The following is a 25095-nucleotide window of genomic DNA, read 5'->3' as shown; positions in this document are numbered from 1 at the left end:
AACAAAAGAATTGAATATTTCAAAGAACAAAGATAATTAAAATCTTTTCTTAAATTCACCTCTTCAAAGAATTTGAAAATGATCAAGCTAGTAAGAACCGACTCTGAAAACCAGGATTTCATTAACCTGGTGAAACATCTTGATGAATACCTTGCCGAAAAGAATAGTTCAACACATTCTTTTTATGATCAATTCAATAAGATTGATAAGATAAAACATGTTGTTGTAGTCTACAAAGATGATCAGCCGATAGGTTGCGGTGCCATAAAGCAATACGCCACAAATACGATGGAAATCAAGCGCATGTATACCTCACCTAACCACCGGGGTAAGGGTATTGCCAGCAATATTTTAACAGAACTGGAAATATGGGCCACTGAGCTGGCTTATCAAAAGTGCATCCTGGAAACAGGAACAGAGCGGTTGGATGCCATCAAACTCTATAAAAAAAACGGATACGTGCTGATACCGAATTATGGGCAATATGCTGAGATCGAAACCAGTGTTTGTTTTCAAAAAGAGATGATACGTCTCTTCTAATCTGCTAAATAATGTACCACCTGCTTGATTGTTTTTTTACGCTCCTGCATCTTGTCATTATAGGGTTTAACCTATTGGGCTGGATATGGCCTTCCACCAGAAAACTACATCTTATTGTGGTCGCATTGACTTTAGGCTGCTGGTTAATCCTGGGTATCTGGTATGGCCTGGGCTATTGTCCGGTTACAGACTGGCAATGGCAGATTAAAGAAAGCCTGGGCGAAACCGATCTCCCAAATTCTTTCGTCAAATATTATGCAGACAAAATATCCGGACAGCCTATCTCTTCTGCACTGATTGACGCGATTACAGGAATCAGCTTTGCAACTGCCATCATGATCACAGTCTATGTGAATTTTATAAAAAAAAGCCGTTAATTTCATGTTATAAGAATTTTTACTTCTCTTTATATAGGAAATAACCTGTTTTATATTTTTTTCATGCCAGCATTGCAAACCATATATCAGCATCCGTTATTAACACTATCTGAGCTTGAAACTATTTTTGAAGCTCATCAGCCAGTAAATCTAAACAAGGGTGATTATCTGCTCAAAAAAGGACAGGTAGCCAACTCATATTCCTGCATTGTGCAGGGCATGGTCAGGTCTTATGTTTATGACTTCAATGGAAATGACATCACTACCGGGTTTATCGGAAAAGATGAAATTGCTATAGACGTTATTTCTCTTTTTCATCAAATCCCTACTGTTGAGTATATCCAGGCATTAACAGACTGTAAATGTTATGTAATTGGTCTTGATCAATTCCAGGTTTTATACCATGCGATCAAAGGTTTCAATGAATGGGGCAGATTGTGGATGTCTGAAAGCCTGTTCCAGCTTAAACAACGTACGGTATCAATGATAACCGACTCTGCTATTGACCGGTATAAAAAATTACAGGAGCAGCACCCTCAGATTTTGCAACAGGCACCCTTAAAATTTATAGCCACTTATCTGGGTATTACAGATACCTCTTTAAGCAGGATCAGGAAGGAAATTGTTAAAGAAAGATAGTTTATTTCTTGTCCTATGGCAAGTAGATTTCAACCCCCTTATTTTAGCTTTGATATACACAAAACAACCAAACTATGAAACTTAACCCTTATTTAAATTTTGATGGTAATGCAGCAGAAGCTTTCAAATTCTATCAATCTGTTTTCGGTGGTGAATTGTTTATCCAGAAAATGAGTGATGCACCAGGCACGGAAAACCTCCCTGACGAGGAAAAAAATCTAACGATGCATGTTTCTTTGCCCTTAGGCGACGGACAATCCCTCATGGCATCAGACTGTGTTAAATCAATGGGGCATGTACTGCAGCCAGGTAACAACAATTATATCTCTATTTCACCTGACAGCCGTGATGAAGCCACCCGGATTTTTAATGGGCTCTCTGCAGGAGGAACAGTTCAAATGCCAATGGAAGACATGTTCTGGGGCGATTATTTTGGCTCATTTAAAGACAAATATGGTGTTTACTGGATGATTAACTTTAGCAAAAAATGAAACACTTAATCTATCCCTGCATCTGGTTTAATGGCAATGCCAAAGAAGCCGCGGACTACTATTGTCTGGCTTTTCCGGATGCTGAAGTCAAAGTATGTACTCCTGTAGTGGTTACTTTTCATATCCACGGCAAACAATTCATGGGCTTAAATGGAGGCCCGGATTATAAACCAAATCCTTCGATATCGTTCTTCACCATTTGCGAAACTGCAGAAGAAATTGATCAGGCATGGAAAATCTTAACCGAAGGCGGAAATATTATGATGCCCCTGAACAGCTATCCCTGGAGCAACAAGTATGGCTGGGTACAAGATAAATATGGGGTATCCTGGCAGCTTTCCCTCGGTATGCCAGGTGAACAGCAGCAGCGTGACATTTTTCCAAGTCTGATGTTTACAGGAGAGCAAAACGGGAAAGCAGAAAAAGCGATCAGCTTTTACACTTCATTATTTGAGAACTCTTCAACAGAGATTATGGCCCGTTATGAAGCTGGAGAACACGATACAGCAGGAAATATAAAATACGGACAGTTTAAGATAAACGACTACAGAATTTCGGCAATGGATAGCTCCGGGCCACATCACTTTGGTTTTGATCAGGGGGTTAGCCTGGTCGTCAATTGTGATACGCAGGCAGAGATTGATTTCTTCTGGCTTAACCTGACAGAGGGCGGCAAAGAAGCGATGTGCGGCTGGTGTCAGGATGCTTTCGGCGTTTGGTGGCAGATCGTCCCTTCTATTCTTGGCAGCCTGATGACTGATCCTGAGAAAGCACCAAAAGTTATGAATGCTTTTATGAAAATGAAGAAGTTTGATATCGAAGAACTTAAAAAAGCAGCAGAGTAACAATCAGTAGGCTATCTAGCCTACTGATATTTATTTATTGTTTTAAATGCAATGATTAAACCAACCAGGGTCAAAACAGCACTAAAAATAAACGGGGCACCTGGAAAATACACTGGTGCAGAAGGCCCAGTGAAATAAACAAAACCCTTACTTACAAGCCAGGGGCCTATAATTGCAGCCAGACTTTGCAGACCGGTGGTAATTCCCTGTAACTCTCCCTGCGAATTTGGAGCAACATGATTTGAAATCAGACTCTGCATTGCCGGACCGCCAATTCCTGCCAGACCATAAGGTAAAATAAACAATAGCATCCAGGTTCCATTTGCTGCAAATGCAAAACAAATAAACCCGATGATATATAAGATAAGCCCGTAGTAAATTGCCAGCTTTTGATGGTTATTGGTGGTAATAAATCTGAGTAATCCTCCCTGAACAACTGCAAGAACTAAGCCCACCAGTCCTAATGAATAACCGATCATCGTAGAATCCCAATGGAATTTTTCGATCACATAATAGGACCAGTTGGTATTTACTGATTGGTTAGCGATATAAAGTAAAAATAAAGCAGCCAGTAATCCAATGATTGCCGGGTATTTAGAAATATTTATAAATGCGCCGACTGGGTTCGCCCTTCTCCACGAAAACTTCCTTTTATTTACTTCTGCCAAAGATTCTGGCAATAAAAAATAGCCGTATAACCAGTTAGCCAAAGCTAAGCCGGCAGAAATCATAAAAGGAACCCGAAGGCCAAATGTGCTGAAAAGTCCACCAATAGCTGGTCCAAGAATAAAACCAAGCCCAAAGACGGCACCAACCAGGCCAAAGTTTCTGGATTTTTGTTCTGGCTTAGAAATGTCTGCAATATAAGCTAATGCTGTACTCACGCTTGCCCCCGTTATTCCTGCGATAATGCGCCCAATAAACAACCAAAATACAGAGGGTGCAAAAGCTAAGAAAATATAATCTATACCCAGGCCAAATAAAGAGATCAATAATACAGGTCTTCTTCCAAATTGATCACTCAGGCCACCCATAACCGGCGAAAACACAAATTGGGCTAATGCAAAAGCGGCCATCAGATATCCGCCATAATTTGCAGCGACACTAATATTACCGCCAGTGAAGCTTTGAATCAGTTTTGGTAAAACCGGAATAATAATTCCGAACCCGGTAAAATCTATAAATAGCGTTACCAGGATAAATACCATCGCGGTATTTTTCTTTTCAGTCATTTGATTGGAAATTGTTTGTAATTTATTTTTGCGTACAGCAGCAGATAATCCCCTCCTGATAAAAAGAAGGGGTTATCCATAAAATGCTATTTTAGAAATTCTATCATCAGACTGGCTGTTTCCTGAGGTTTTTCTTCCAGAATAAAATGCCCGCTCTCTTCAATTTTCACTACTTTTAAATCAGCAGCATAAGGAGGCAATTCTCTTTGAAGCAACTCATAACCACTACCTCCAATACCCAGTACCGGAATATTTAGCTGACCATATGACTGACTATCTTCTATATCCTGTGCAAAAGTCTGGTACCATCCATTACCGGCACGTATACCATCAGCATTATCGTAAGCAGCAAGATATACCGCACGGTCAAATTCACTGATACTTTCTTCATTTACAGATGCATATTTAAAAACATAATCATGTACTAAGTTTGATCTGCCGGTTAAAAGCTGCTCAGGTAATCCTTTTACCTGGTTAAACGCCATCCACCACATATGGTTTTGAGGCTGCTCACTACTCAACGAATTATTGCCGGCTGCGATCAGCGGGATATAATACATACCTGCATTAGGGTGAGGTGTATCAAGGATGATCAGTTTAGCAGTAGCTTCGGAATGATTCATCGCAAAGCTAAACGCTACCTGCGCACCGATATCATGTCCCGCAATATTAACTTTACCGTATCCGATATGATGAATCAGTTCGAAGATATCTTTAGCCATAGTTTTCTTATCATAACCGGTTTCCGGTTTGTCACTGGTACCCATTCCTCTCATATCAACTACGATAACATGAAATTTTTCGGCTAACAGCGGCATCATTTGATGAAATGCCCACCAGGTTTGCGGCCATCCCGGAATTAAGATCAGGGGTTCTCCCTGTCCACCTTCAACGTAATGAATATTAACTCCGTTAACAACTGCATTTTTATTTGTAAATCCTGGTAATAATTTAACCAGCTCCTCATCTTTGAGTGCGTCCTTACTGTAATTAGCATCAATTGCTCTTTCCATTTTGTTTCTTTTAATTTGTACAGCAAAGAAACATCAGGGTTGTGACAGCCTTGTGTCAGCAAGATTTTAAATATTTTCTATGGTGCTGGAAAATGAAGTGAATAGTGATTTCACTGTTGTTTTTAACAGTGCTGAATGAATTATCGTTGCATGATCAGCAATAGAGATATACCAGCGTGCAAATCCATCAACAGACATCGTCAGAAATTCCATTTCTATGCCAGCCACTGTACTCCGTTCTGAGATATAACCATAATAATATTTTGAATCACCAATTTGCTGAGCTCCCTTGTTGTCAACCAATAAGGTAATTTCTTCCAGTTTTATATCCTTATACTGATTATTTAAGAAACTCTTTAATACAGGATGTTTGGTTTTGAATTTAACATCCGTTGCAGATAATTGTTTAATACGGTCGAACCTAAAATCCCGGTAGTCATTTTTCTCCCGGCAGAAAGCAATCAGGTGCCAGTACCGGTTTACATAAAACACACCTACAGGTTCAATTACCCGCTTTGTTTCCTGCGGTGTATAGGGTGCAGCATAATGCAGCTTCATCACCAGGTGCCCTCCCAGCCCGGCTAAGATGAGCTGTAAAATATTATCCTGGGTCAAATCCTGAACAATAGAATTCCTGACCACTTCGATTTTACCTTCCATGCGGCTGAGGTAATCCTTTTCCCCTATTTCCATTACAGAACGTATTTTATCCAGTGCATTGGAAAATAAATTCCCATTACTTGCGTCAGTTAACTGAGCCACTAACTTTTCTGCAGTGATCAGGGCCGTTGCTTCTTCACGTGTAAACATCACCGGAGGTAACCTATAACCTTCCTGTAAAGAATAACCAATCCCTGATTCTCCTATAATAGGAATTCCTGCTTCTTCCAATGAGCTGATATCTCTGTAAACAGTTCTCAAACTAATGGAATACCGTTCTGCAATATCTTTCGCTTTCACAGTCCTGCGTGATTGCAGCTGAATAATAATGGAAGAAAGCCGGTCTATTCGATTCATCCGGCAATTTAAGACATTTATCACTATCGGTCATCAGGAGTAAGCCGCAATTGTAAAAAATCGTCTGTATTTTACAGAAGTTTTGCTGGTCTTGTTTTTAAACAGCTTATTGAAGAATTGAGAATACTCAAAACCTAATTTATAAGCAATCTGACTTACAGAAAGTTCTTTCAACCTTAGTCAGCATTTCATTGCTGTTTACCCTTCGGGTGATGAACTGTCTGTTTTGATACCGGTTGCAATAAGACAGCAGTACATCGGGATGAGCTATAATCACATCCTGGCTGAAAGGATCAATGCTTCATTGATTGCATAATCAAAAAAACCATAAGTCTTTATTTTCTGTGTTTTGAAAATCGACTGCGAATAAATTGCAGGTATTGGAGGTGAAATCGCTTTATTAAAAAATATGACATAACCTGTTAACTTAACCTTGGACCCTTGTCAAATAGTGTATTTAAAAGGGGTTTTCAACCCCTATTTGACTAGGGAACAACCTGTCAACCGCAAGTTTTTAATGATGTCTTTTGTATCAGGATCAGCTCTGCTTTTCTGATAGCTTATAAGGCTGGTTATTCACTTTTTGGAGAAGGAATATCACCAGTAAGAAAAAAACCAATGAAAATGCAGGTTGTGCAGCCTCCATAAAACCGTAACCACTGCTGCATTTGGCAATAAATGCAGAAATCATGCAAATACAAAAGCCAACATAAACCCATTCTCTGATTCTTTGAGAGGTTTGGGGGATTAACAGCACTATAGCACCGATTATCTTAGCAATGGTCAGTTCAACCCGGAAATAGGCCGGGAACCCCATACGGCCAGTAAATTCGGCCTGATGTGTTTCAGCAAACCAGGCAGCGAACAGCATATAAAATGATAGCAGACCTGTTAATATCCAATAGTATAATTGTTTATTTTTCATTTGTTATTCTTTTTAATCTTTCTAATTCTTTAGTTAATGCAGACTTTTCAATGTTAGAGCTGGTCAGTTTGATCGCTTTTTGATAATGTATTATGGCGCTGGAAATTTCTATGTCTGCATACAGATACCCCAATAAAGCATGGTAGTCATTCAGCTCCTCTAACCCTAGCTTTTCGGCTTCGCAAATAGCCTGTTCCTTTCCATAAACCCTGGAAAAAGCAAATGTCCGGTTAAGCGCTGTGAGTGGCGTATATTCGATCAGCAAGAGTTGATTGTAAAGCTGCAGGATAGTATTCCATTTGTTACCGGTATCAGGAACGGTATGCCAATAGGCAATACCCGCTTCCAAATGATATTTGGAAACACTATTTCCGGAGCAGGCATTGACGAGGTAGAAATTCCCTCTTTCTATCAATTCCCTGTTCCACAATTGCTTATCCTGTTGTTCAAATAATATGTTTTCCCCGGCTTTATTGATCCGGGCTTCAAATCTTGAACTTTGAAAACACATTAAAGCAAGGAGCGCGTTACATTGGTCTGTACTGGTCTGCGGATTTTCAACCAGTAGCAGCGTGAGTCTTATCGCTTCTGCACAAAGCTCACTCCTGATCAATTGTTTCCCTGAGGAAGAAAAATAACCTTCGTTAAACAAGAGGTATAGTGTTCTTAAAACAGTATCCAATCGCAAAACCAGTGCAGAATCGGATAATTGACTGATCTGGAAACCTTCACCCCTGAGTTTGTTCCTGGCCCGCAGCAACCGTTTTTTGATAGTTTCTGTTTGCGTTAAAAAGGCAGCAGCAATTTCGGCAATGCTGAAACCACAAAGGATTTGAAGTGCGAGGCAGATCTGTGCCTCCTGCGAATTGACCGGATTACATACGGTAAAGATCATGGCCAGCTGACTGTCAGTAATGGTCTGCTGATCGAAGTCGGGTTCCTCTGCTTGCTCAGACCTGCCTGATGTTAACTGTTCTTTGATTTGCGATTCAAACAGTGCCACTCTTTTGAGATAATCTTTAGCTTTATTTTTACCCACCACGTATAGCCACGCTTCCGGGTTTTCCGGAATGCCGGTCATACGCCAGGATTCAGTCGCTTTCAAAAATGTTTCACTGACAATGTCTTCGGCAACTTCCATATGCTGCAGACCAAAATGCCGGAACAATACCGCCGTCATTTTAGCCTGCTCAAGCCTGAAAAGTTTTCGCAGAAGATCATCTTGTATCTCCGCTCTTCTCTGCATCTGCTTAATGGTCTTTTTCACCAGGAGTTAAGATGGCTCTTACTTCGACATTCCCCCCTGCTTTTAAAATCGGATTACTCTGGGCAAATGCAACCGCTTCGTCAATTGTTTCTGTCCGGACGATAATGAACCCGTTAATAAATTCCTTGATCTCGGTGTAAGGGCCATCTGTAATCACACCATCGGGCCTGACTGTCTTAGCGAGATTGGCGGAAAGCGCTTTTCCTTTGTCAGCCAGTTTATTTTGGGCCGCAATACTGGCAAGCCAGTTCATTCTTTCCTGTAACTGTTCAGCGGTAGGTGCCATGTGCCCATTACTACTGTGTCTGAAGATTAATACAAATTCTTTCATTACTTAATACTTGTTTTTTCCCGAATAACGATCGAAATTACAAAAGGGGGACAAGAATATTATTTCTTGTTGATTTTTGTTTAATCAGGATTAGCAAATAGGTTTTAATGATTTTTTTCTTGAAGCTGATTGTACATTTATTAGATACAATAGATTTTATTCTATTGTACTTTTTTTATGAGCTGACTTTTCAATTCATTTATTTGTTGCTGCAATACTTTATTTTGCTTAAGGTTTTCTTCTTTTTGTTTGTCAGCCTCTTGTTTTTGCTGGATAAGATAAAGTGTCAGCTCTTCGATCTTTTTAACCAGCAATTTATTTAATTCGCCAAGATTAATTCCATCTTTAGAGACATTCTGTGCTGTTGGCATTTCAGGTAAGTGATGATTTTCCTGAATATAGTTTTGAACTTCAATAAGAGGCCGAAGGTAATATGCAGGGTTAAAAACATAATCCGGAAACCCTGTCATATCAACCCTTAACTCTTTGATATGGATAGTTCCATTAACCGATAATTTCGCATCAGGTGTAGATGTAGCAATTATATAACTACAGATTAAACTTCAATGTACTATAAAAAGCTCTTCCTTCCGAAGGTATAATTCCAGGCCCCGGAAATCCTGTGGTACGTCTTGTAAAATACATTTCATTCCCAAGATTATTCACTGAGAAAGACAATTTACATCTTTTAAGCGTATATCCTATTGTAAAATCCATTACATGATAGGCGGGAATAATCCCTATGCTCCCGTCAGTTGAAGCTTTAGCATTGGTGGCATCCGAAAACTCTGCATCGGTATAAGAATATTGCAAACTGCCGCTAAAGTGTTTAAATAGAAAATCTATCCCATATCTATCAATCCAGGGCGCCGCATATTCTACCTTTTTACCTTCAAATTGTTTACGGTCGGCTGGTACATCAATATAACTTGCATTGGTATAAGATACAGAACCAAAAAGAGATATCTTATATTCGCTGTACCGGTATTGTGGCAGTAAATGCAAAAGATTTATCTCTGCATAGGTTTCAACGCCAATACTACGGGAATCACTGATATTAGTTTCATACTGATATACATCTCCCCCACCATCAGTCTGAAGCAAAGTACCAATTCTGTTTTTATAAAGCAGATAGAATCCACTTAAATCGAAGTTAACCAGGTTGCTGATCTGTCCGCGGTAACCCAGGTCAAAATTATAACCTTTTACATCTTTCAAATCAGGGTCAACCTTCAGTGTGGGTTGTGAAATGATAATATCAGTAAAAGAAACAGGGCTGTAATTCTGAGAAAAATTGGCATAAAAATCAGTTTTGCGACTTATTTTATAGTCTAGCCCCATTCCTAATAATACAAATTTACGTGTATGCGATTCATGACCGGGAGTCTTGATATTCGTTGTCGTATCAGGTATGGTATAACCATTTGCATTGGTCCTGATATATTCAAATCTTGCGCCCGGAATCACAGATAACTTATTGGTTAATTGAAATACATTTTCTGCAAATGCCGCAGCATTATAAGATGGAAAACGATAATCAATTTGCAGATTATCATTATCACGGACTGAAAAATTAGCATCTGAGCCCGTATAATTATATCCCTGTATGCGGTGTGTATCTCCATGATAAGCACGCACACCCGCTAAGAAAGATGATTTAATTCCATTAACCAGCTCATAATGATGAATATATCTTGTTTCCATATAATAATTGCGGTACTGATCATTCATGACGGTACGCGGCTTTGAGGGATCATCAGGATAAATAATAGAATTAAGATCACCTACGTTTTTCCTGTCAGCAATTAAGGAATATACTTTTACGGAAAGCAGATTATTACTGTCAATATCATATTTCAACGTCAGTGCAGGAATATTCCAGGTAGCTGCAAACCAGTTCCTGTTGCGCAACGATTGTCTTGGATTTTCTTTAAACTCCTGATCGGTAAGCCCACCGGGTTGTTGTAAACGGTAATCCATAAAAGTATACTCAAAACCCAATGTCAGTTTTGGTGTAAAAGCATATTTTAAAGAAAGGTAAGCGTTATGTACATTAAAACCCGTGTTCTGGCGCCAGCCATCGCCGCGTTTAAAATTATAAAAAGCATAGTAATTTAGTTTTTTATCTTGTCCGCCGATACTGTTAAACGAATTGAAAAAACCATAACTGCCTGCGGTTTGCTTGCTTACCAGTTCAAATGTTTTATCTACAGGACCCTGTTTCATCTTAAAGTTTAACAAGCCGCCAAACTGTGTGCCGTATTGAAGAGACGCTGCCCCCCGGATAATTTCAATATTATCCAGTCCATCAGTTGGGGGCGTATAATAGTTTTCAGGATAACCAATCGGATCAGCACTGATATCATATCCATTTTGTCTGGAGTTAAACTCGGTAGTCCGGTTAGGATTTAATCCGCGGGTAGCGATACTTAACTGTACCCCTGCTTCATCATTTTCAATGATGTTTACACCTGGTATTTTAGCATATACCTGCCGGGTACTGTTAATTGCAGTATTGGCCGATATTGTATTTAAATCTATGATTTCATTCTTCTTACCTGCATAGATTGTAGTACCTGCAGTTTGTGTCTGCAGCTTTACATCCGAAAGCTGTTGCTGTGCGCCTATGATACTAACTGTACCCAATTGATTAGCAATGGATTTCAATTCAAAAGACTTCTGATTTCCAGATGCATCAACTTTCCATTCAAAAGCTCTGCTTTCATAACCAACAGCTTTGATAATCACATTGTATTTTCCTGCTTTCAGTATATAATTGAAATGTCCCAGGCTATCACCCGTACAACCCGTGTTTTTTGTAAAAAACAGGCTGGCATAGGGAACACCAGTATTTGTTGTCTGATCTTTTACAAAACCTGAAATGTTTATTTTCTGCGCCTGAACTGCTATTGAAGAAATCAAAGCAAAAAACAAAAAAGTAAATCTCTTAGCCATCTATAGTTTTTTTTCGGATAAAATCCATTTTTTCTGTGCAAAGCTGTCCTGCTCTTTTGACAAGTCAACTTTTGGGTCAATATAAAGCTGACCCGGTCTTTTATTCAGTGACACGTAGGTATCAGCATATACTGCGACCTCATGTTTCAGTTTAATTTGATATTTACCGGCCAGAAAAGCAGCATACTGCAGGATCATATCCGGCTGTGTGCTCATCATTTTTTCTTGCAGCGGGGTAAGATATTTTTTAGGGTATTCTATAAATCTTTCTCCTGTGGCTTTATCCTGTACATAAAATTCAACATAACCATCTTTCTCTATCAGCATCACATTCCAGGCGTAGCGATACCCCTGCTCTGTCCATAAAACATTCCCTTTATAAAAGAGATACCGCAGCGGCAATATCAATTGTATCAAAAGATACAATCCGAAAAAGAATGCATATGCACTTTGGTTAACAGTAAAAGAAAAACTTAATGGGATATCAGCATAGTTTTCACCAGTCTTTTTATTCATCCAGTACAGGCATTTGTTTAAAATACGGCGATGAAATGCCGGAGAGAAAAAAACCAGTGCTATCCCCATCATGACCAGTGGAAAAATGCCAATGTAAAAAAGCCAGAACGTCATCAGGTGAAAAATCACAATCACTATATATTCATAGGGCCTTGTCTTCTTATTCAATAAAAGAAAAACAGCGGTCAAATCGAATAACATTCCAACCCAGCTAAATATGTAGGCAGTAACCGGCATTGCCAGCCATGTACCAATAACAGGGATATTCCAGCAGGCCGCAAGCCATGTTTTCATCGGTTCTGCACTCATCAGCCAGTCATATTTGATCTTGGACAAACCTGCAAAAAAATAAACAAGGCCAACCTGTAAACGCAGTACGGTGAGTGTCCAGCGGGGGACCATTGCTGGTTGTTTCCAATTCCGGGAATCCAGACTGAAGGCCGCATTCATCGGCAGGAAAATCATTAGAAATGATAAGACAGTGATCAGATAATAATGATTTAAGTAATTGGTGATATCTAATAATTCCGTATAAGAGAATAAAAGAAAAAACAAAGTGATGGCCACACGGTAGTACTTACCAATAATAATCAGCACCAGGCAGAAAATCATTACTATCCAGGGTACATACATCCAGTTTCCTGATAATACTGGTACCCAATGAAAACCATAGTATTTAAAGAAGAACTTCGGCTTGATATACAATAAATATACCCAGCCTTTCGATAAAAACCGCAGCTGACTGAACAACATAATACACCCGAAGACGATCCTGAAAAATGCCAGCGAAGCTGCATCTACAGGCTCATTCAGTTTACGGTTCAGTTGAAAGCTTGAAAATCTCTGCCGGTACATGTTTAAAATTTAATCACCATCAGTATCTGAAAATGTAATAGTCACCCCAAGGTTATTTGCAACATCTACCTTAAAATAAGCAATCAACGTTTTTAATGAACTAAACACACTTTGCAATTGCTGTTTCTGAGTACCAACTGCAGTAGCATACGGGGCATTCACTAAATTTATTTTACTGATCACATCATCAAACTGATTATCAACCAGAGTAGAAAGATTTGTACCGTTTTTTTGTGCTTTCGTATAGTTCAGTAAATCATCCAGCCCCTGTCCTGTCCCACCGTCAAATGCCGCTTTCATTGCCTGTACATTCGCTTTCATGACCGGTAATGACTGTTCAGCCAGTTTATATTCAATCAGATCGGGATGTGGCTGATTATCATTCACTTTAACCCCCATACCAATCGGATTGCCGATTTTCATGTTCTTAACTTCATCCAGGTAAAGAGAAATCGCATTGACAACCTGGCTGGTTGAACTGCTTACATCATTTCCTTTGGCATTTTCAAAAGCATTGAGGTAACCACTATTCCATTTACTTTGCAAACTGGTTAGTTGTGAGGTGAGTTCCTGTGTTACAGAGTTCAAAAAAGCACTTCTGTTTACTGCTCCTATACCAGTATATTTTGCTAAGACTGCTGCATTACCGTTTTGGTCAAATAGTAAATATTCCAGTCCTTTTAAGCCTTTAGTATCTGCCCCTATACTTGCCGCATTGGCGTTTGAATTGACAGCAGCTTCTATTTTGGCCGGATTTGCAGGCCAGGTATCTACATTTGCTGCTATTAAATTATCATTCAGCGGACCAAAACTAAAAGAAGCCGAAGAACCCCAGTTCTGTGCTAGTGCAGCCCAGGCATTCTGAGCGGCAGTCAGCGTGTTTGCAGTCGGATTAGCAGTAAAAGCATTAATTGCGGTTGTGGCTGCAGCAGCACTTGAGGAAAGGTTATTTATTCCTGCCAGCAGTATATTATTACCAATATTATTCAGCATAGCAGTTTGATCATAGCCACCAAATAACGACGATGAATTACCTGAATCAGCACTTTTAGAGCAGGCTGATGCAACTAAAGCCAGCATTGCTGCAGCAATTATTTTTTTATTTAAATACATAATATCAAATTATAGGTCGTTTACAAATTTAATGAGTGCGTCACGGTCGGCTTTTGATAACTTCATGAAAGCCTGTTTTGAATTAGAAGCTTCACCGCCATGCCATAAAATAGCTTCTTCAATGGTGCGGGCACGTCCGTCGTGCATCAAAAACATACCGTTGTTATTGTTGACAAGGTTAACCAGCCCAATTCCCCAGAGTGGCTGTGTACGCCATTCACTGCCCGAAGCCAGGTAATCACCACGTCCGTCTGCCAGATCAGGCCCCATATCATGCAATAAGAGGTCTGTATATGGATGAATTGTCTGGTTAGACAATAAAGGGACATCAGAAAAATTACCGGTTTTCATTTCAGGATTATGGCATCTTGCACAGGCTACCTGAACAAAAAGAGCTTTACCATGTACAACTGTCGCATCTTTCCAGTTTCTTCTCTGCGGGACAGCTAATGCTTCGGTATAAAAAACCGTATTGGTGAAAAATGGTTCTGGCAGCTCGGCTTCTCCGGGTTTATTACTTCCATCGGGCAAAGAACCAAATAAAGTAAGTTCTATTCCATAAAGGCTTGCAGCAGGAAATATAGGTGTAGTAATGCCAATATCTCCGCTTAATGCACCGGCAACCTGCTGACGGATATCAGGTTCATTCGCCTTCCAGCCGAAACGCCCCAGCATAACCTGCTGTTTTTCTACGTTCCATACATAGTTCGCCTTGCCTTTAATCCCATCGTTTTTAGCGTTATTCGCTGCAATAAAAGAAAGAATTGTAGCTTCTGGAACAGCTTGTAAAAGTCCCATACCAATTAATTGAGGTGCTATACGCGGAGAACTCATGAAATTAACGGGATGACCGTTACGCAGGTTTTTAAATTGATATGCAGGCACTCTTAAGATTGTCGTAGAGCCATCAGGATACGTGACCGTAGAGTTTGTATAAACTACATAAACCTGCCCGTCAGGGTTAGCCTGTAAAATAGCATTATTCCTGAACTGCAATCCCAGATCAGGCTCAGGATTTGGTCCGCCATGCGGATCTTGTCCGGGAATACTCAAACGCATCAGTACCGAACTCAATTGTTCTGTTGGAGAAAAAGGAGTACGGCCGCGCCCATCTTCCACATGACAGCTATTGCAGGAACTGGTATTAAAAATTGGACCCAGGCCATCTACTGCCTGTGTGGATGCTGGCGCTGTGACCCAGTTGGTATGAAAAAAGGAACGTCCAACCTTGAAATTAATCACATCGGCGGTTAGCATTGGTGGAATGGGCTGCGCAAATGCATCACCGGTCTGCAGGTTAATTGTACCGTTTACCCCTCCTTGCAGTTCTTCATCAGTCAACTGAACTGTATCACCAGTATTATCAGCGGTGGGCGTCATATTATTTTTAGAACAGCCCTCCATATATAAAATCAGTCCAATGAACAGGCAAATGACACCCATTACAAAAGGCTTTTGATAACGCGATTTTACTTTCATTATTTATTATCTATTTAAATCACAAAAGATTATTTGTTTTGTCAATGAGAAAACAAATAATCTTTAAATTTCCTGATCAGAAAATAACGCCGTTTTCTCTAATCGTTCTCCGCAGGAATGTTTACCTGGCTAAGATTCAGATCATGAGCTATTTGAGAAACCCAGTCAGCAACTGCACTTACATCTGTCACTCCTTTTTGAACGATCTGATTACCAGAGGGGTTACTTCCGTCAATTAACCAGTCAAAAGGTTTGTTGGTGATAATGTTTTGTAAACTTGTCTGTGCATTGGTTAGTAAGGTTTGCATTTTTGTATCATCAGCCGAATTAAGAGACTTCACATAAGCACTTAAGCCAGGTCCGCTGGTTAATGTACCATTGATGCTGGTGTATTTACCATTATACACATTTGCGATACCCTGCATATCCAGGAATAAATCACGATGTGTATTATCGCTGAAACAAGAATGTTCCTGCTCCTGTGCGTGTAGCGCTAAAGGAACGCCCATTCTTTCTCCTGCCATCTCTCCTTTTGCCAAACGCCCAATTCCGTTAAACATATTGGCAATAGCTGCTGAGGTGTTCGCTTCAAAAGTTTTACGGTAATTATTGGCATTAGGTGCCCAGGCATCAACCATTGTTTTGAGGTTCTCTACCAATAATTGTGTAACGGTTTGCAGATATTGTGCCCTGCGGGTACCATTTGGAGCAGTAGCATCAGCAGTGGTCAGATAATCTTTATAAGAACGCTGTCCGGGAATTTTGTTTTGTGCAGGTGTATCATCCTGGCCCCATAATAAAAACTCTATGGCATGGTAACCTGCCGAAACTTCTACATTATCACCGTTTGCATTCGTTGTGCCACCATCCGGCTGATTATTAGTCACTAACAGACTCTCATTAATCGTTGGGAATTTAGCAGGCATATTAATAATACCTGTAGTAAAATCAGGACTTGAATAAGCGGCATATCCATGTGAATCACCTGCCAGATAATCTACGTAACCTTCATCCAATGGCCATGAGTTTAATAATCCATCGCCACTATCCCCATCAATAGGACCACCGTAGAAACGTCCCATTTCAGTTTGCATATAAGGTTCGCGGGCAGCTAACCAGGCATTCTGGGCATCAGTTAAAGCTTGTGCAGTTGGATTAGCTACAAAAGCATTTATTTTAGCCTGCAGGGTAAGTGCAGTTGTATAAGAGTCCTGATATCCTGCCTCTAAAATATTAGCATAGTTATCTACAATCTGAGATTGCTGATCAACTGGCGAATCAGGAGTGGTTTTATCAGTTTTTTTACAGGCGGCCATTGAAAGTGCCAGCCCTAATGTGAGTAATAATGATCTCCTCATATGGATGAAAAATTAAATATTGAACAATAGATGTATTGATAAGATGAGGCAAAACAAATCATTATTTAGAATAGATCCAAGTATTATTTATAATAGTTCTAAATTAAAATGAGATTAAAGAAAACTATTTATATTCAGATAGTTATGTTTTTATTTTAAAGATTTTCAGCAGGAATTATAGGTATTAAATTATCTGAAAATGAGCTTACATTAGTATAATATCAGCTCTAATTATATCTTAATAATTAAATTACATTCCTGCATAAAGTTCTGATGAGGTTTTATAAGTTTGATATGGAATCTGATGAATACACTAATACCTTTTTTCTATATTTTTATAGACAACTGAGTTAAGATTATTAGATTTTTAATAGTTTTTAACTGGTATAAAACAGTATAAATAATATTTACAGCTAAAATCTTTTTTGTTTTTTCAAAATATTGGTTCACTAAAAATATTAGTATAGATTTGTATAATTGTATATTCCTGCAGTATTATTATATGGAGCCTGATTCTTCTCTATTCATAGACCATAAGCAACCCTCTAAAGGAATAAAGAGGGCTTTAAATAATTATCATGGAGAAACGGAATGGCATCGCAATTGGAAAGCAGCCTTCCCTCCTGCCTTCAGAGAGGTAAGTTTTTCTGATATTACATTGGGAGAGATTCATCGCGCAGATGTACATACCCCCTGCGGGACTACGCTAGAATTTCAGAACTCTCCTATTTGCCTGGAAGAGCTAAAAAGCAGAGAAGCCTTTTATCCAAAGCTGATCTGGATCCTGAATGGAAAAAAATTTAAAGGCTTCCGGGTGTTGAAGAATTTACCGGACGTGAATGATCCCGCACTTGATGCTTATGATTTCTGCCATACCGATCACCTTTCGATGATCAGAAAGCCTGATTTTCTTCGGGGAAGTCCAAGGGTTTTAAGCTTTCATCATCCAGAGCTGAGAAAACTTCCTATCACCTCCTGCTATTACTCATTCTGCTGGAAACATCCTCACCGGGTATGGTATCAGGCAAAAAACCCAATTGTTGTTGATCTGGGAGGACATTTTATTTATCAGCTGAAGCAGCGCAGACAGTTATCCGGAGATTATCCCTATTTGCATATGATGACCAGAAAATCCTTTATTGAACAATATGTCCGATAACTTTATTAAGATTTTACAGCCCATTGTTCACTACAGCTTCCATTTTTTGGTACCTGGAGCTATTGCATTTATATTTTTCAGAAAAAACTGGAAGCAGGCATGGCTCATTATGGTCTGTACGATGCTGGTAGATGCTGATCATTTATTGGCAACACCAATTTTCGACCCGGGAAGATGCAGTATAGGTTACCATCCACTACATTCTTATTATGCAATTGCATTTTATTTTATATTACTGCTGTTCCCTAAAACCAGGATCATTGCAGTTGGATTACTCTTTCATATGTTTACTGACTGGCAGGACTGCCATTGGTCCGCAATTTTGATGCACATCAAAGGTTAGTAAATTCGACGCAATAGATCAGCATAAAACAAATCACTCATGTATTTTGAATTCACTGTCAATGATTCTTTCGATTTCTTAACTAGTTTCGCCGGGAAATTTGCAGTTAAGATTGAGAATAATGAGCTGAAAATACCAGAAGTTTTTGGCCGGGGCAGTATCAAAAGAATACACCTGGAACCAAATTTTAAATTAATTATACATCAGTATAAACTCAATCAGGATTTTATCCTTAAACGGTTAGGTTCAGAGACGCCTAATGATATGCTGACCATTATTTTTAATAATAATGACACTCCTGTCAGTTTGTTATCAAATGGAAATAATGAGATCGAATTCTCCCGGAATAATGCCTCAGCTATTCAGATCGCCTCGAGTGATCTGGCTTCATTGATTCGTTTTCCTGCAAATACGGAAATTTGCTTCGCAGTGATCAATATTGAAAAGTCTAGCCTCAATTCTTTATTAAGCATCCTGGAACCAGGCGGTATTGTTCAGCATATTTTAAATAAAAATTCAGGTTTTTTATATTATGAAAGCATGACGCTGGATATACAAAAAACGCTGAAAGGGTTAACGGAATATGAACAGGACAGCAAATTAAAAAACCTATTTTATCGTCATAAAGCATCCGAAATTGTTTTTTTTCTATTTGAAAAGTTACTCCAGCGGGAAGCTATTCGTCACAATCAGATTAACCAGGCAGATATTGATCAGCTTTTTATGATCAGAACATCAATTCTTGCAGATTTAAGTTTGAATCCCCATTTACCCGATCTGTCAGAACGATCCGGAATGAGTGAAACAAAAATGAAAAGTCTTTTTAAACAGGTATTCGGCGACAGTATATACAATTATTACCAAAAAGCAAGAATGGAACAAGCTGCTTTCCTGTTAAAACAGCGCAGATTATCAGTATCTCAGACAGGCTATCAATTGGGTTTTTCTAACCTGAGTCACTTTAGCAGATTATTTGAAAAGTATCACGGCATAAAACCTAAGAAATACAGTTTGTCGGATAGGACTATTTATTAGTCTTCAATAGCTGTTTTTAGTTTTTAGCATTAGAGAGATTTGATGACTAAAAATAAGGTTATGCATTTAAATTCTGATTTAGGAAAATTTTCACTTAGGTTATCACTCGGAGGACTTCTGATCCTTCATGGTTATCACAAATTAGTTCATGGTTTTGATGGGGTTATTCATCTTTTAACAGCCAAAGGACTTCCGGCTTTCTTTTGGATTGGTGTTCCTTTTGCAGAAATTATTGCACCGGTATTCTTACTTCTGGGCATTTTCACGCGTATTTCATCAACACTGATTGTATTTATGATGCTGATGACTATTTACCTGGCCATGGGCTTTTCTTCATTTGAATTCAATCAGATGGGCGGTTTGAACGGAGAACTGAATTTCCTTTACCTTTTCGCTGCAATAGCGATCTTATTCATTGGGCCAGGAAAATATAGAATCGCAACACTAACCAGCAAATGGCTGGTTTAAATCAGGGTTAATTATGAATAACAACAAATAAAGAGCATATTGACAGTCACTGGATTAACGGCGAATGGGTTCAAACCGGAAAATTCCGGATTCTATAAATCCTGCCACCTGTAAAATCATAGGACAGTATGCAAAAGGTGGTTTAATGGAGGCCGGTGCATGTATATTTGCTGTAAAGCATGCATTCCTGGAAACTTCATGGAGAAAAGATAAAAATTTACGATCGGAAGTGCTTGAAAAGATTGCACAATAGCTATCAAAATGCCTGGACAAACAGCGCAGACGAATACTTTAATGTCTAAAATATTTTCTGAAGTCAGTGAGTTACCAAGAGGTGTTGGATTTTTTGCAGGGGGTATACGTTTTGGTCTAAACCTTTTTTTATAATAATGTACCTTTGATTATGATTTATTCTCAAGGAGTTGATCCCATTCAATATTTGACAGATATCGCTGCGCAAACTGGTGGTATTGTTGAAAATAACAGCTTAATCCTGAACGGTTCTGCGGATGAAGGATCAATCAGAATATTTGTTCTGGAAGAAGGCCTGATCATGGCTTTAACCGAGATAAAATCAAATTCAAGTATTTCGAAGTTGGAACTAAACATTCCTCCGGACTACCTGTTCATTAAACTATACCTGCCAGATTGCCATTTGGATACTATGGTAAAATACGATTTAGAGTATTATCAAATTTCAACTCCAGGCGTTCTTTTATATAACTTTCACGTAGAATTAAAGTCATTATTCAAGATCCGGCAACGATTTAAAATAGTTTCATTTATAATACATGCTGATTGGCTCAAAAAAACATTCGATGCTGATTCCATATTTTCTGACAAGCGATTATTTGAGCTCCCGCTTTTTAAGTTCGAGCATATTAAACCTGCGATTTTACAATCCGCACTAAATATGTTTACCCTTAAAATAGATGCAGGCCCGCTCAATTTACGAATGAAGGCAATTGCCTATGATATACTAAGTCATCTTTTTTCAGCTTTTGATATACAGGCTAATTCAAATTTATCTGCATTTAAACATCAGAGTGATGTCGAAGCTGTTTTTAGGATAAGGGAACAATTGCTTGATATGGATGACATGAATTATCCAACGATAGGTGTTTTAGCAAAACAAGCCGGAATGAGTGCTTCTAAACTAAAAACCTTGTTCCATTCAGTTTTCGGCATGCCTGTTTTTGAATTCTATCAGTATCACCGCCTGGAGTATGCACGGAATTTAATAGAAGGACGGAAATTTACTATTGGAGAGATAGGTTTAAAAATAGGTTATAGCAATCTGAGTAAGTTTTCTCAGGCTTATAAAAGGTAGTTTGGTTACTTGCCACATCAAACTTTATTACCCGATCGGGCCATTCTTTAACCTGTACTGGCTATTTATCGCACTGAGTAAGGTCTACCTTTATCGGATGAACAAAACAATTGTGATTACTGGTGGAACTGGTGGCATTGGATATGCTATTGCCATAGCACTGGCTAAACAGGGGAACGATATTATATTTCAAGGGCGTGATACTGTTAAAGGTCAGCAGATCGCTGAAGAACTTTCAAAAATTAATGGCACTACTGCAAGATTTATTGCTGCCGATGTTTCTTCTATCGCAGGAATGAAAGACCTTGCTATAGCTATCAAAAAATTGACAAATAAAATTGATATATTGATTCAAGCTACGGGCACACTCAATTCTGAAAGACGGGAGACGAAAGATGGGTTATATGAGAGTTTTGCTGTAAACTACTTTTGTAAATTCATGCTGGATTATCTCCTATTGGATGAATTGAAAAGCGGGCAAGGAAAGATAATTATTGTTGGTGGCCCGCTTAGGAACCAGGCAGTTATCAACTTTGATGATCTGCACATGAAAACGAATTACTCTCTTATGAAAAGCATTGGGCAAAACATGCTCGCTATTCATATGCATGTTCAGGAGTTTAGTAAACGATATGGCAGTTCTTTAGCTATAAATGTTGTGAATGCCGGAGTTGTAAAAACTGGTATCGACAGAAATGTAAAAGGCGCCATGAAGCTTGTATTCCTTATTCTGGGCCCAATTGTTAGTAACAGTATTGAAAAAGCCATTGTAAATGTAATGGCACTTGTAGAAACCAATGATCAGCACTCAGGGTACTTTTATCCAAAGGTTGCAAGGCCAGCCACTAAAGAAAAAATAAACCTGGCTGCCGATGTTGCATCAAAGCTTTGGGATGAGAGCATAAAGCTCGGACATTTGAATTTATAGAAAAGACTATGTCAAAAAGAATATTAATATTGGGTGCTACCGGTAGAACTGGTAAATACGCTATACCATTTGCATTGGAAAAAGGTTGCCAGGTGGTTGCATTGGCTAGAAATCCATCAAAAATCAATGTTAAACATGATGGACTAACCATTTTAAAAGGCCTTCCTACAGACATCAATGATATCCGCAAAGCTATGGAAGGCTGTGATGCAGTTCTGAGTTTGTTAAGCCCTTTAACCAGAGGGGAAGCCATTTCTTTCCGAAAAATAAATGCTCCGCGTGTTCTTGAAAGAAGCATGACTAATGTGTTGCAGGTGATGAATGAATATCAGATTAAACGTCTATTAATTTTATCTTCTGTTGGCGTGGGGAATTCCTGGAAATATACGCCATGGTACGTGAAACTACTGATCAGGCTCACTAATTTCAAAGTTATATTTGCCGACCATAATGCTCAGGAAGATTTAATTAGTGCATCTAAGACCAACTGGACTATTGCCAGACCTGCCGGACTGAATGAGAACGATACAACCGGAACGTTAGCAATAACTTATGACCATACACCAAAGCCTTTCCGGATAAGCCGCAAACTGCTGGCAAAATTCTTTATTGATAATTTATACAGCGGGGATTTTATTCACAAAATGCCTATGTTATCAGAGAGATAATTAACACCCGCTATTTAGAGCTCATTAGTGCGCGCGACCTTTTACACGAATACCTGTCATCTGAATATGAAAAAGGGCTGCGAAGATCTTTTCTGTGGTTTAAAGACTTATAATACAATAGATATTGCTTTAAACCTGTTATATAGTCATATAGTATAGCTTCCGAGGCTAAACTCAATAATGTAAAAATTGATAATAGTTTTTTTGGATAACGGATTTCGGCTAAATTATTATACTGATGTTTTTATATTTGCTAATAAGGAACATAAATATTTTTGACAAATTACGGATTTGAATACTATAACATTTCGGTTGGCAAACAAGGAAGATCTACATGATATAATTAAAATGATGGCGGATGACCCACTGGGCAATGAAAGGGAAATCGTTTCAGAAATTATCTCAGATAAATACCTTTTGGCATTTGAAAATATAATGGCCGATTCTAATCAGGAATTGACTGTTGCCATCGTCAATGAGGAAATAGTTGGTACATTTCAACTTACATTTATTCAATATCTTAATTTCCAGGGAGGTTTAAGAGCTCAAATCGAAGCTGTAAGAACAAATTCCAAATACAGAGGCCTGGGCATCGGAACTAAACTTATTGAATATGGCATAAAGAGAGCGAAAAGTAAAAACTGCCATGTCATTCAATTAACATCCGATAAAACACGGAAGAACGCCATTAGATTCTACGAGAAACTGGGTTTCAAAGCCAGCCACGAAGGAATGAAACTAAAATTGTAATCTGAGTGAAGCAGTATTAGACGGTCTTATGTGACTGTAGCCTATCTCCTATTGAGTTCTAATATTTTTAAGGAAAAGCCTCAATTTGCATTGAGGTATGAAGTGATCCCTATGGTACCAATGTCGAACTCTTTTATAGGTGACTGTTTAAAAGTCACAGAATCAATAACGAACTGTATAGATTAATTTATAAGCGTCTTATTTTGCTGGTGCCCCGCCTGTGATTCACACCTTTGTGAAAATCAGGGTTTATTCAGTATGAGGAGTGTTTGGGATTTGATACTCACCGAATCGCTCACTTTTTGTTTGGTACGCTTTAGCTGCAAATGCTTCATCATAAAGGTAATAAAATATTTTCTCCAAAAGATATAGACATTAAAATATTAACTTGATGAAAACAATTAAGCGTAAATTTGTATGCGCCTTTAAAGGCAAAGCTTATTACGTAAGTAATTGCTTCGCTCTCAGTAGCTAAATCATTTATCACAGTAAGTTAATGGAAGATTCAAGTATAATTATATATCAAACTGAAGATGGTACTACAAAAATAGAAACCCGTTTAGAGGATGAAAGCGTTTGGCTTACAATTGATCAGATGGCTGAACTTTTCAGTAAGTCCCGTTCAACAATAAATGAACATATCCTGAATATCTATAAGGAGTTTGAGCTTATTAAGGACGATTCTAGTAGAAAAATCGGAATTTCCGATTTTTCTACTAAACCCACCAATTACTATAATTTAGATGTAATTATATCTGTGGGTTACCGGGTTAAAAGCCTGCAGGGGACAAAATTCCGTCAATGGGCTACTGCCAGACTCAAGGAATATATTGTGAAAGGATTTACAATGAATGACGAATTATTGAAGCAGGCTGGTGGAGGTAACTATTTCGTTTTTGAAAAGATTATTTGTGCGTAACATTTTGGTAAAGAGTTTAAGTTTATCAAAATCAGAGCGAAATATATCTTTATTTAGACGCTCATTATCAGATAATTCGGCAACGCATGTTTTTGGAAGTTCGTTAAGATTGTCTTTAGTTTCTTTTTTCATATCGCTCCTAAATTATATTGCAATTTACACATACCATCTGGATTACACAATCTCAGTTAGGTATGATAACCAAGTTTAATGGTCCCCAAAGATGTCTCCAATTTATGATAGGCTTCCTGTTGTTTATATAGATCATAACACAGGAATGAAGGATCAAGTCATAAACTTGTGGAGCAGGCTCTTTTTTAAGGATAAATTTTTGACACGCTAAACAGAAAGTCTTTGCTATCACGGATGCGCTTATGCCTGTGGAAGTTGCGCTGAAAGCTTTCAATTTGCATGGGAATGACTCAGGCAAAACAAGGCCGGGCTGTCAGTAAATAAATTCAAAATAGCTAAATAATCAATCTATATCGGCCGGGTACTGCCCGGGTACTGTTCGGGTACTCGTTAGGGTAAGAGCAATGCTA

The 25095-nt window shown here is 38.6% G+C and carries 27 protein-coding genes; 15 read left to right on the top strand and 12 right to left on the bottom strand.

The window, feature by feature from the left end:
* Positions 1-78: 78 nt before the first annotated feature.
* From HDE68_RS19115 to HDE68_RS19095, 5 genes are all read left to right on the top strand, one after another.
* The gene (locus HDE68_RS19115; protein WP_183883840.1) at positions 79-540 is read left to right on the top strand and encodes a GNAT family N-acetyltransferase; all 462 of its coding nucleotides are present in this window, start codon (positions 79-81) and stop codon (positions 538-540) included.
* A gap of 11 nt (positions 541-551) precedes the next feature.
* Positions 552-917 (top strand): DUF2784 domain-containing protein, encoded by a 366-nt coding sequence (locus HDE68_RS19110; RefSeq protein ID WP_183883839.1) that lies wholly within the window; start codon positions 552-554, stop codon positions 915-917.
* Positions 918-980: 63 nt separating this feature from the next.
* Positions 981-1556 carry a Crp/Fnr family transcriptional regulator gene (locus HDE68_RS19105; protein ID WP_183883838.1) on the top strand — a complete coding sequence of 192 codons (576 nt, stop codon included), beginning with the start codon at positions 981-983 and terminating at the stop codon, positions 1554-1556.
* Between the two features lie 74 nt (positions 1557-1630).
* Entirely contained in the window at positions 1631-2047 is a 417-nt protein-coding gene (locus HDE68_RS19100) for a VOC family protein (RefSeq protein ID WP_183883837.1), read from the top strand.
* Positions 2044-2892: a VOC family protein gene (locus tag HDE68_RS19095; protein ID WP_183883836.1), complete on the top strand. Its 849-nt coding sequence runs from the start codon at positions 2044-2046 to the stop codon at positions 2890-2892. Before HDE68_RS19100 ends, HDE68_RS19095 begins: the two co-directional genes overlap by 4 nt.
* A gap of 20 nt (positions 2893-2912) precedes the next feature.
* Here HDE68_RS19095 and HDE68_RS19090 read toward each other — a convergent pair whose 3' ends face one another.
* The 12 genes from HDE68_RS19090 to HDE68_RS19035 all read right to left on the bottom strand — a co-directional run bounded on the left by HDE68_RS19090 (position 2913) and on the right by HDE68_RS19035 (position 16953).
* Entirely contained in the window at positions 2913-4124 is a 1212-nt protein-coding gene (locus HDE68_RS19090) for a TCR/Tet family MFS transporter (protein ID WP_183883835.1), read from the bottom strand.
* A gap of 86 nt (positions 4125-4210) precedes the next feature.
* On the bottom strand, positions 4211-5137 hold the full coding sequence (locus tag HDE68_RS19085; RefSeq protein ID WP_183883834.1) for an alpha/beta fold hydrolase: 927 nt from the start codon (positions 5135-5137) through the stop codon (positions 4211-4213).
* 66 nt (positions 5138-5203) lie between these two features.
* The gene (locus HDE68_RS19080) at positions 5204-6154 is read right to left on the bottom strand and encodes a helix-turn-helix transcriptional regulator (RefSeq protein ID WP_183883833.1); all 951 of its coding nucleotides are present in this window, start codon (positions 6152-6154) and stop codon (positions 5204-5206) included.
* A gap of 538 nt (positions 6155-6692) precedes the next feature.
* Entirely contained in the window at positions 6693-7079 is a 387-nt protein-coding gene (locus HDE68_RS19075; RefSeq protein ID WP_183883832.1) for a DoxX family protein, read from the bottom strand.
* Positions 7069-8325 (bottom strand): RNA polymerase sigma factor, encoded by a 1257-nt coding sequence (locus tag HDE68_RS19070; protein WP_183883831.1) that lies wholly within the window; start codon positions 8323-8325, stop codon positions 7069-7071. Before HDE68_RS19070 ends, HDE68_RS19075 begins: the two co-directional genes overlap by 11 nt.
* A 4-nt stretch (positions 8326-8329) precedes the next feature.
* Complete coding sequence (locus HDE68_RS19065; RefSeq protein ID WP_183883830.1) at positions 8330-8677, bottom strand: YciI family protein; 348 nt, start codon at positions 8675-8677, stop codon at positions 8330-8332.
* A 161-nt stretch (positions 8678-8838) separates the two neighbouring features.
* Positions 8839-9147 (bottom strand): hypothetical protein, encoded by a 309-nt coding sequence (locus HDE68_RS19060; RefSeq protein ID WP_183883829.1) that lies wholly within the window; start codon positions 9145-9147, stop codon positions 8839-8841.
* 79 nt (positions 9148-9226) lie between these two features.
* Positions 9227-11632, bottom strand: a complete 2406-nt coding sequence (locus HDE68_RS19055) for a TonB-dependent receptor domain-containing protein (protein WP_183883828.1) — start codon at positions 11630-11632, stop codon at positions 9227-9229.
* Positions 11633-13003, bottom strand: a complete 1371-nt coding sequence (locus HDE68_RS19050) for an HTTM domain-containing protein (protein ID WP_183883827.1) — start codon at positions 13001-13003, stop codon at positions 11633-11635. It lies immediately after the preceding gene.
* Positions 13004-13012: 9 nt separating this feature from the next.
* The gene (locus tag HDE68_RS19045) at positions 13013-14116 is read right to left on the bottom strand and encodes an imelysin family protein (protein WP_183883826.1); all 1104 of its coding nucleotides are present in this window, start codon (positions 14114-14116) and stop codon (positions 13013-13015) included.
* Between the two features lie 9 nt (positions 14117-14125).
* Positions 14126-15595, bottom strand: a complete 1470-nt coding sequence (locus tag HDE68_RS19040; RefSeq protein ID WP_183883825.1) for a di-heme oxidoredictase family protein — start codon at positions 15593-15595, stop codon at positions 14126-14128.
* 98 nt (positions 15596-15693) lie between these two features.
* Complete coding sequence (locus HDE68_RS19035) at positions 15694-16953, bottom strand: imelysin family protein (RefSeq protein WP_183883824.1); 1260 nt, start codon at positions 16951-16953, stop codon at positions 15694-15696.
* 502 nt (positions 16954-17455) lie between these two features.
* On the opposite strand from HDE68_RS19035, the gene HDE68_RS19030 reads away from it, so the two are divergent.
* From HDE68_RS19030 to HDE68_RS18985, 10 genes are all read left to right on the top strand, one after another.
* Complete coding sequence (locus tag HDE68_RS19030) at positions 17456-18112, top strand: competence protein (protein ID WP_183883823.1); 657 nt, start codon at positions 17456-17458, stop codon at positions 18110-18112.
* Positions 18102-18455 (top strand): DUF6122 family protein, encoded by a 354-nt coding sequence (locus HDE68_RS19025; protein ID WP_183883822.1) that lies wholly within the window; start codon positions 18102-18104, stop codon positions 18453-18455. The genes HDE68_RS19030 and HDE68_RS19025 overlap by 11 nt, the downstream gene beginning before the upstream one ends.
* Positions 18456-18494: 39 nt before the next feature.
* A complete protein-coding gene (locus HDE68_RS19020) occupies positions 18495-19490 on the top strand; it encodes a helix-turn-helix transcriptional regulator (RefSeq protein ID WP_183883821.1) in 996 nt (331 codons plus the stop codon).
* 60 nt (positions 19491-19550) lie between these two features.
* On the top strand, positions 19551-19958 hold the full coding sequence (locus HDE68_RS19015; protein ID WP_183883820.1) for a DoxX family protein: 408 nt from the start codon (positions 19551-19553) through the stop codon (positions 19956-19958).
* A gap of 64 nt (positions 19959-20022) precedes the next feature.
* Positions 20023-20211, top strand: a complete 189-nt coding sequence (locus tag HDE68_RS19010) for a hypothetical protein (protein ID WP_183883819.1) — start codon at positions 20023-20025, stop codon at positions 20209-20211.
* Positions 20212-20361: 150 nt separating this feature from the next.
* A complete protein-coding gene (locus tag HDE68_RS19005; RefSeq protein WP_183883818.1) occupies positions 20362-21288 on the top strand; it encodes a helix-turn-helix transcriptional regulator in 927 nt (308 codons plus the stop codon).
* Between the two features lie 97 nt (positions 21289-21385).
* Positions 21386-22216: an SDR family NAD(P)-dependent oxidoreductase gene (locus tag HDE68_RS19000; protein ID WP_183883817.1), complete on the top strand. Its 831-nt coding sequence runs from the start codon at positions 21386-21388 to the stop codon at positions 22214-22216.
* Positions 22217-22224: 8 nt separating this feature from the next.
* Positions 22225-22884 carry an NAD(P)-dependent oxidoreductase gene (locus HDE68_RS18995; RefSeq protein WP_183883816.1) on the top strand — a complete coding sequence of 220 codons (660 nt, stop codon included), beginning with the start codon at positions 22225-22227 and terminating at the stop codon, positions 22882-22884.
* Between the two features lie 312 nt (positions 22885-23196).
* On the top strand, positions 23197-23634 hold the full coding sequence (locus tag HDE68_RS18990; RefSeq protein WP_221300816.1) for a GNAT family N-acetyltransferase: 438 nt from the start codon (positions 23197-23199) through the stop codon (positions 23632-23634).
* Between the two features lie 496 nt (positions 23635-24130).
* The gene (locus HDE68_RS18985; RefSeq protein ID WP_221300815.1) at positions 24131-24553 is read left to right on the top strand and encodes a virulence RhuM family protein; all 423 of its coding nucleotides are present in this window, start codon (positions 24131-24133) and stop codon (positions 24551-24553) included.
* Positions 24554-25095 lie beyond the last annotated feature (542 nt).

The organism is Pedobacter cryoconitis (assembly GCF_014200605.1).
Classification (GTDB): domain Bacteria; phylum Bacteroidota; class Bacteroidia; order Sphingobacteriales; family Sphingobacteriaceae; genus Pedobacter; species Pedobacter cryoconitis_B.
The sequence above is the reverse complement of the archived record's forward strand: the minus strand, read 5'-3'. Positions and strand labels throughout refer to the sequence as shown.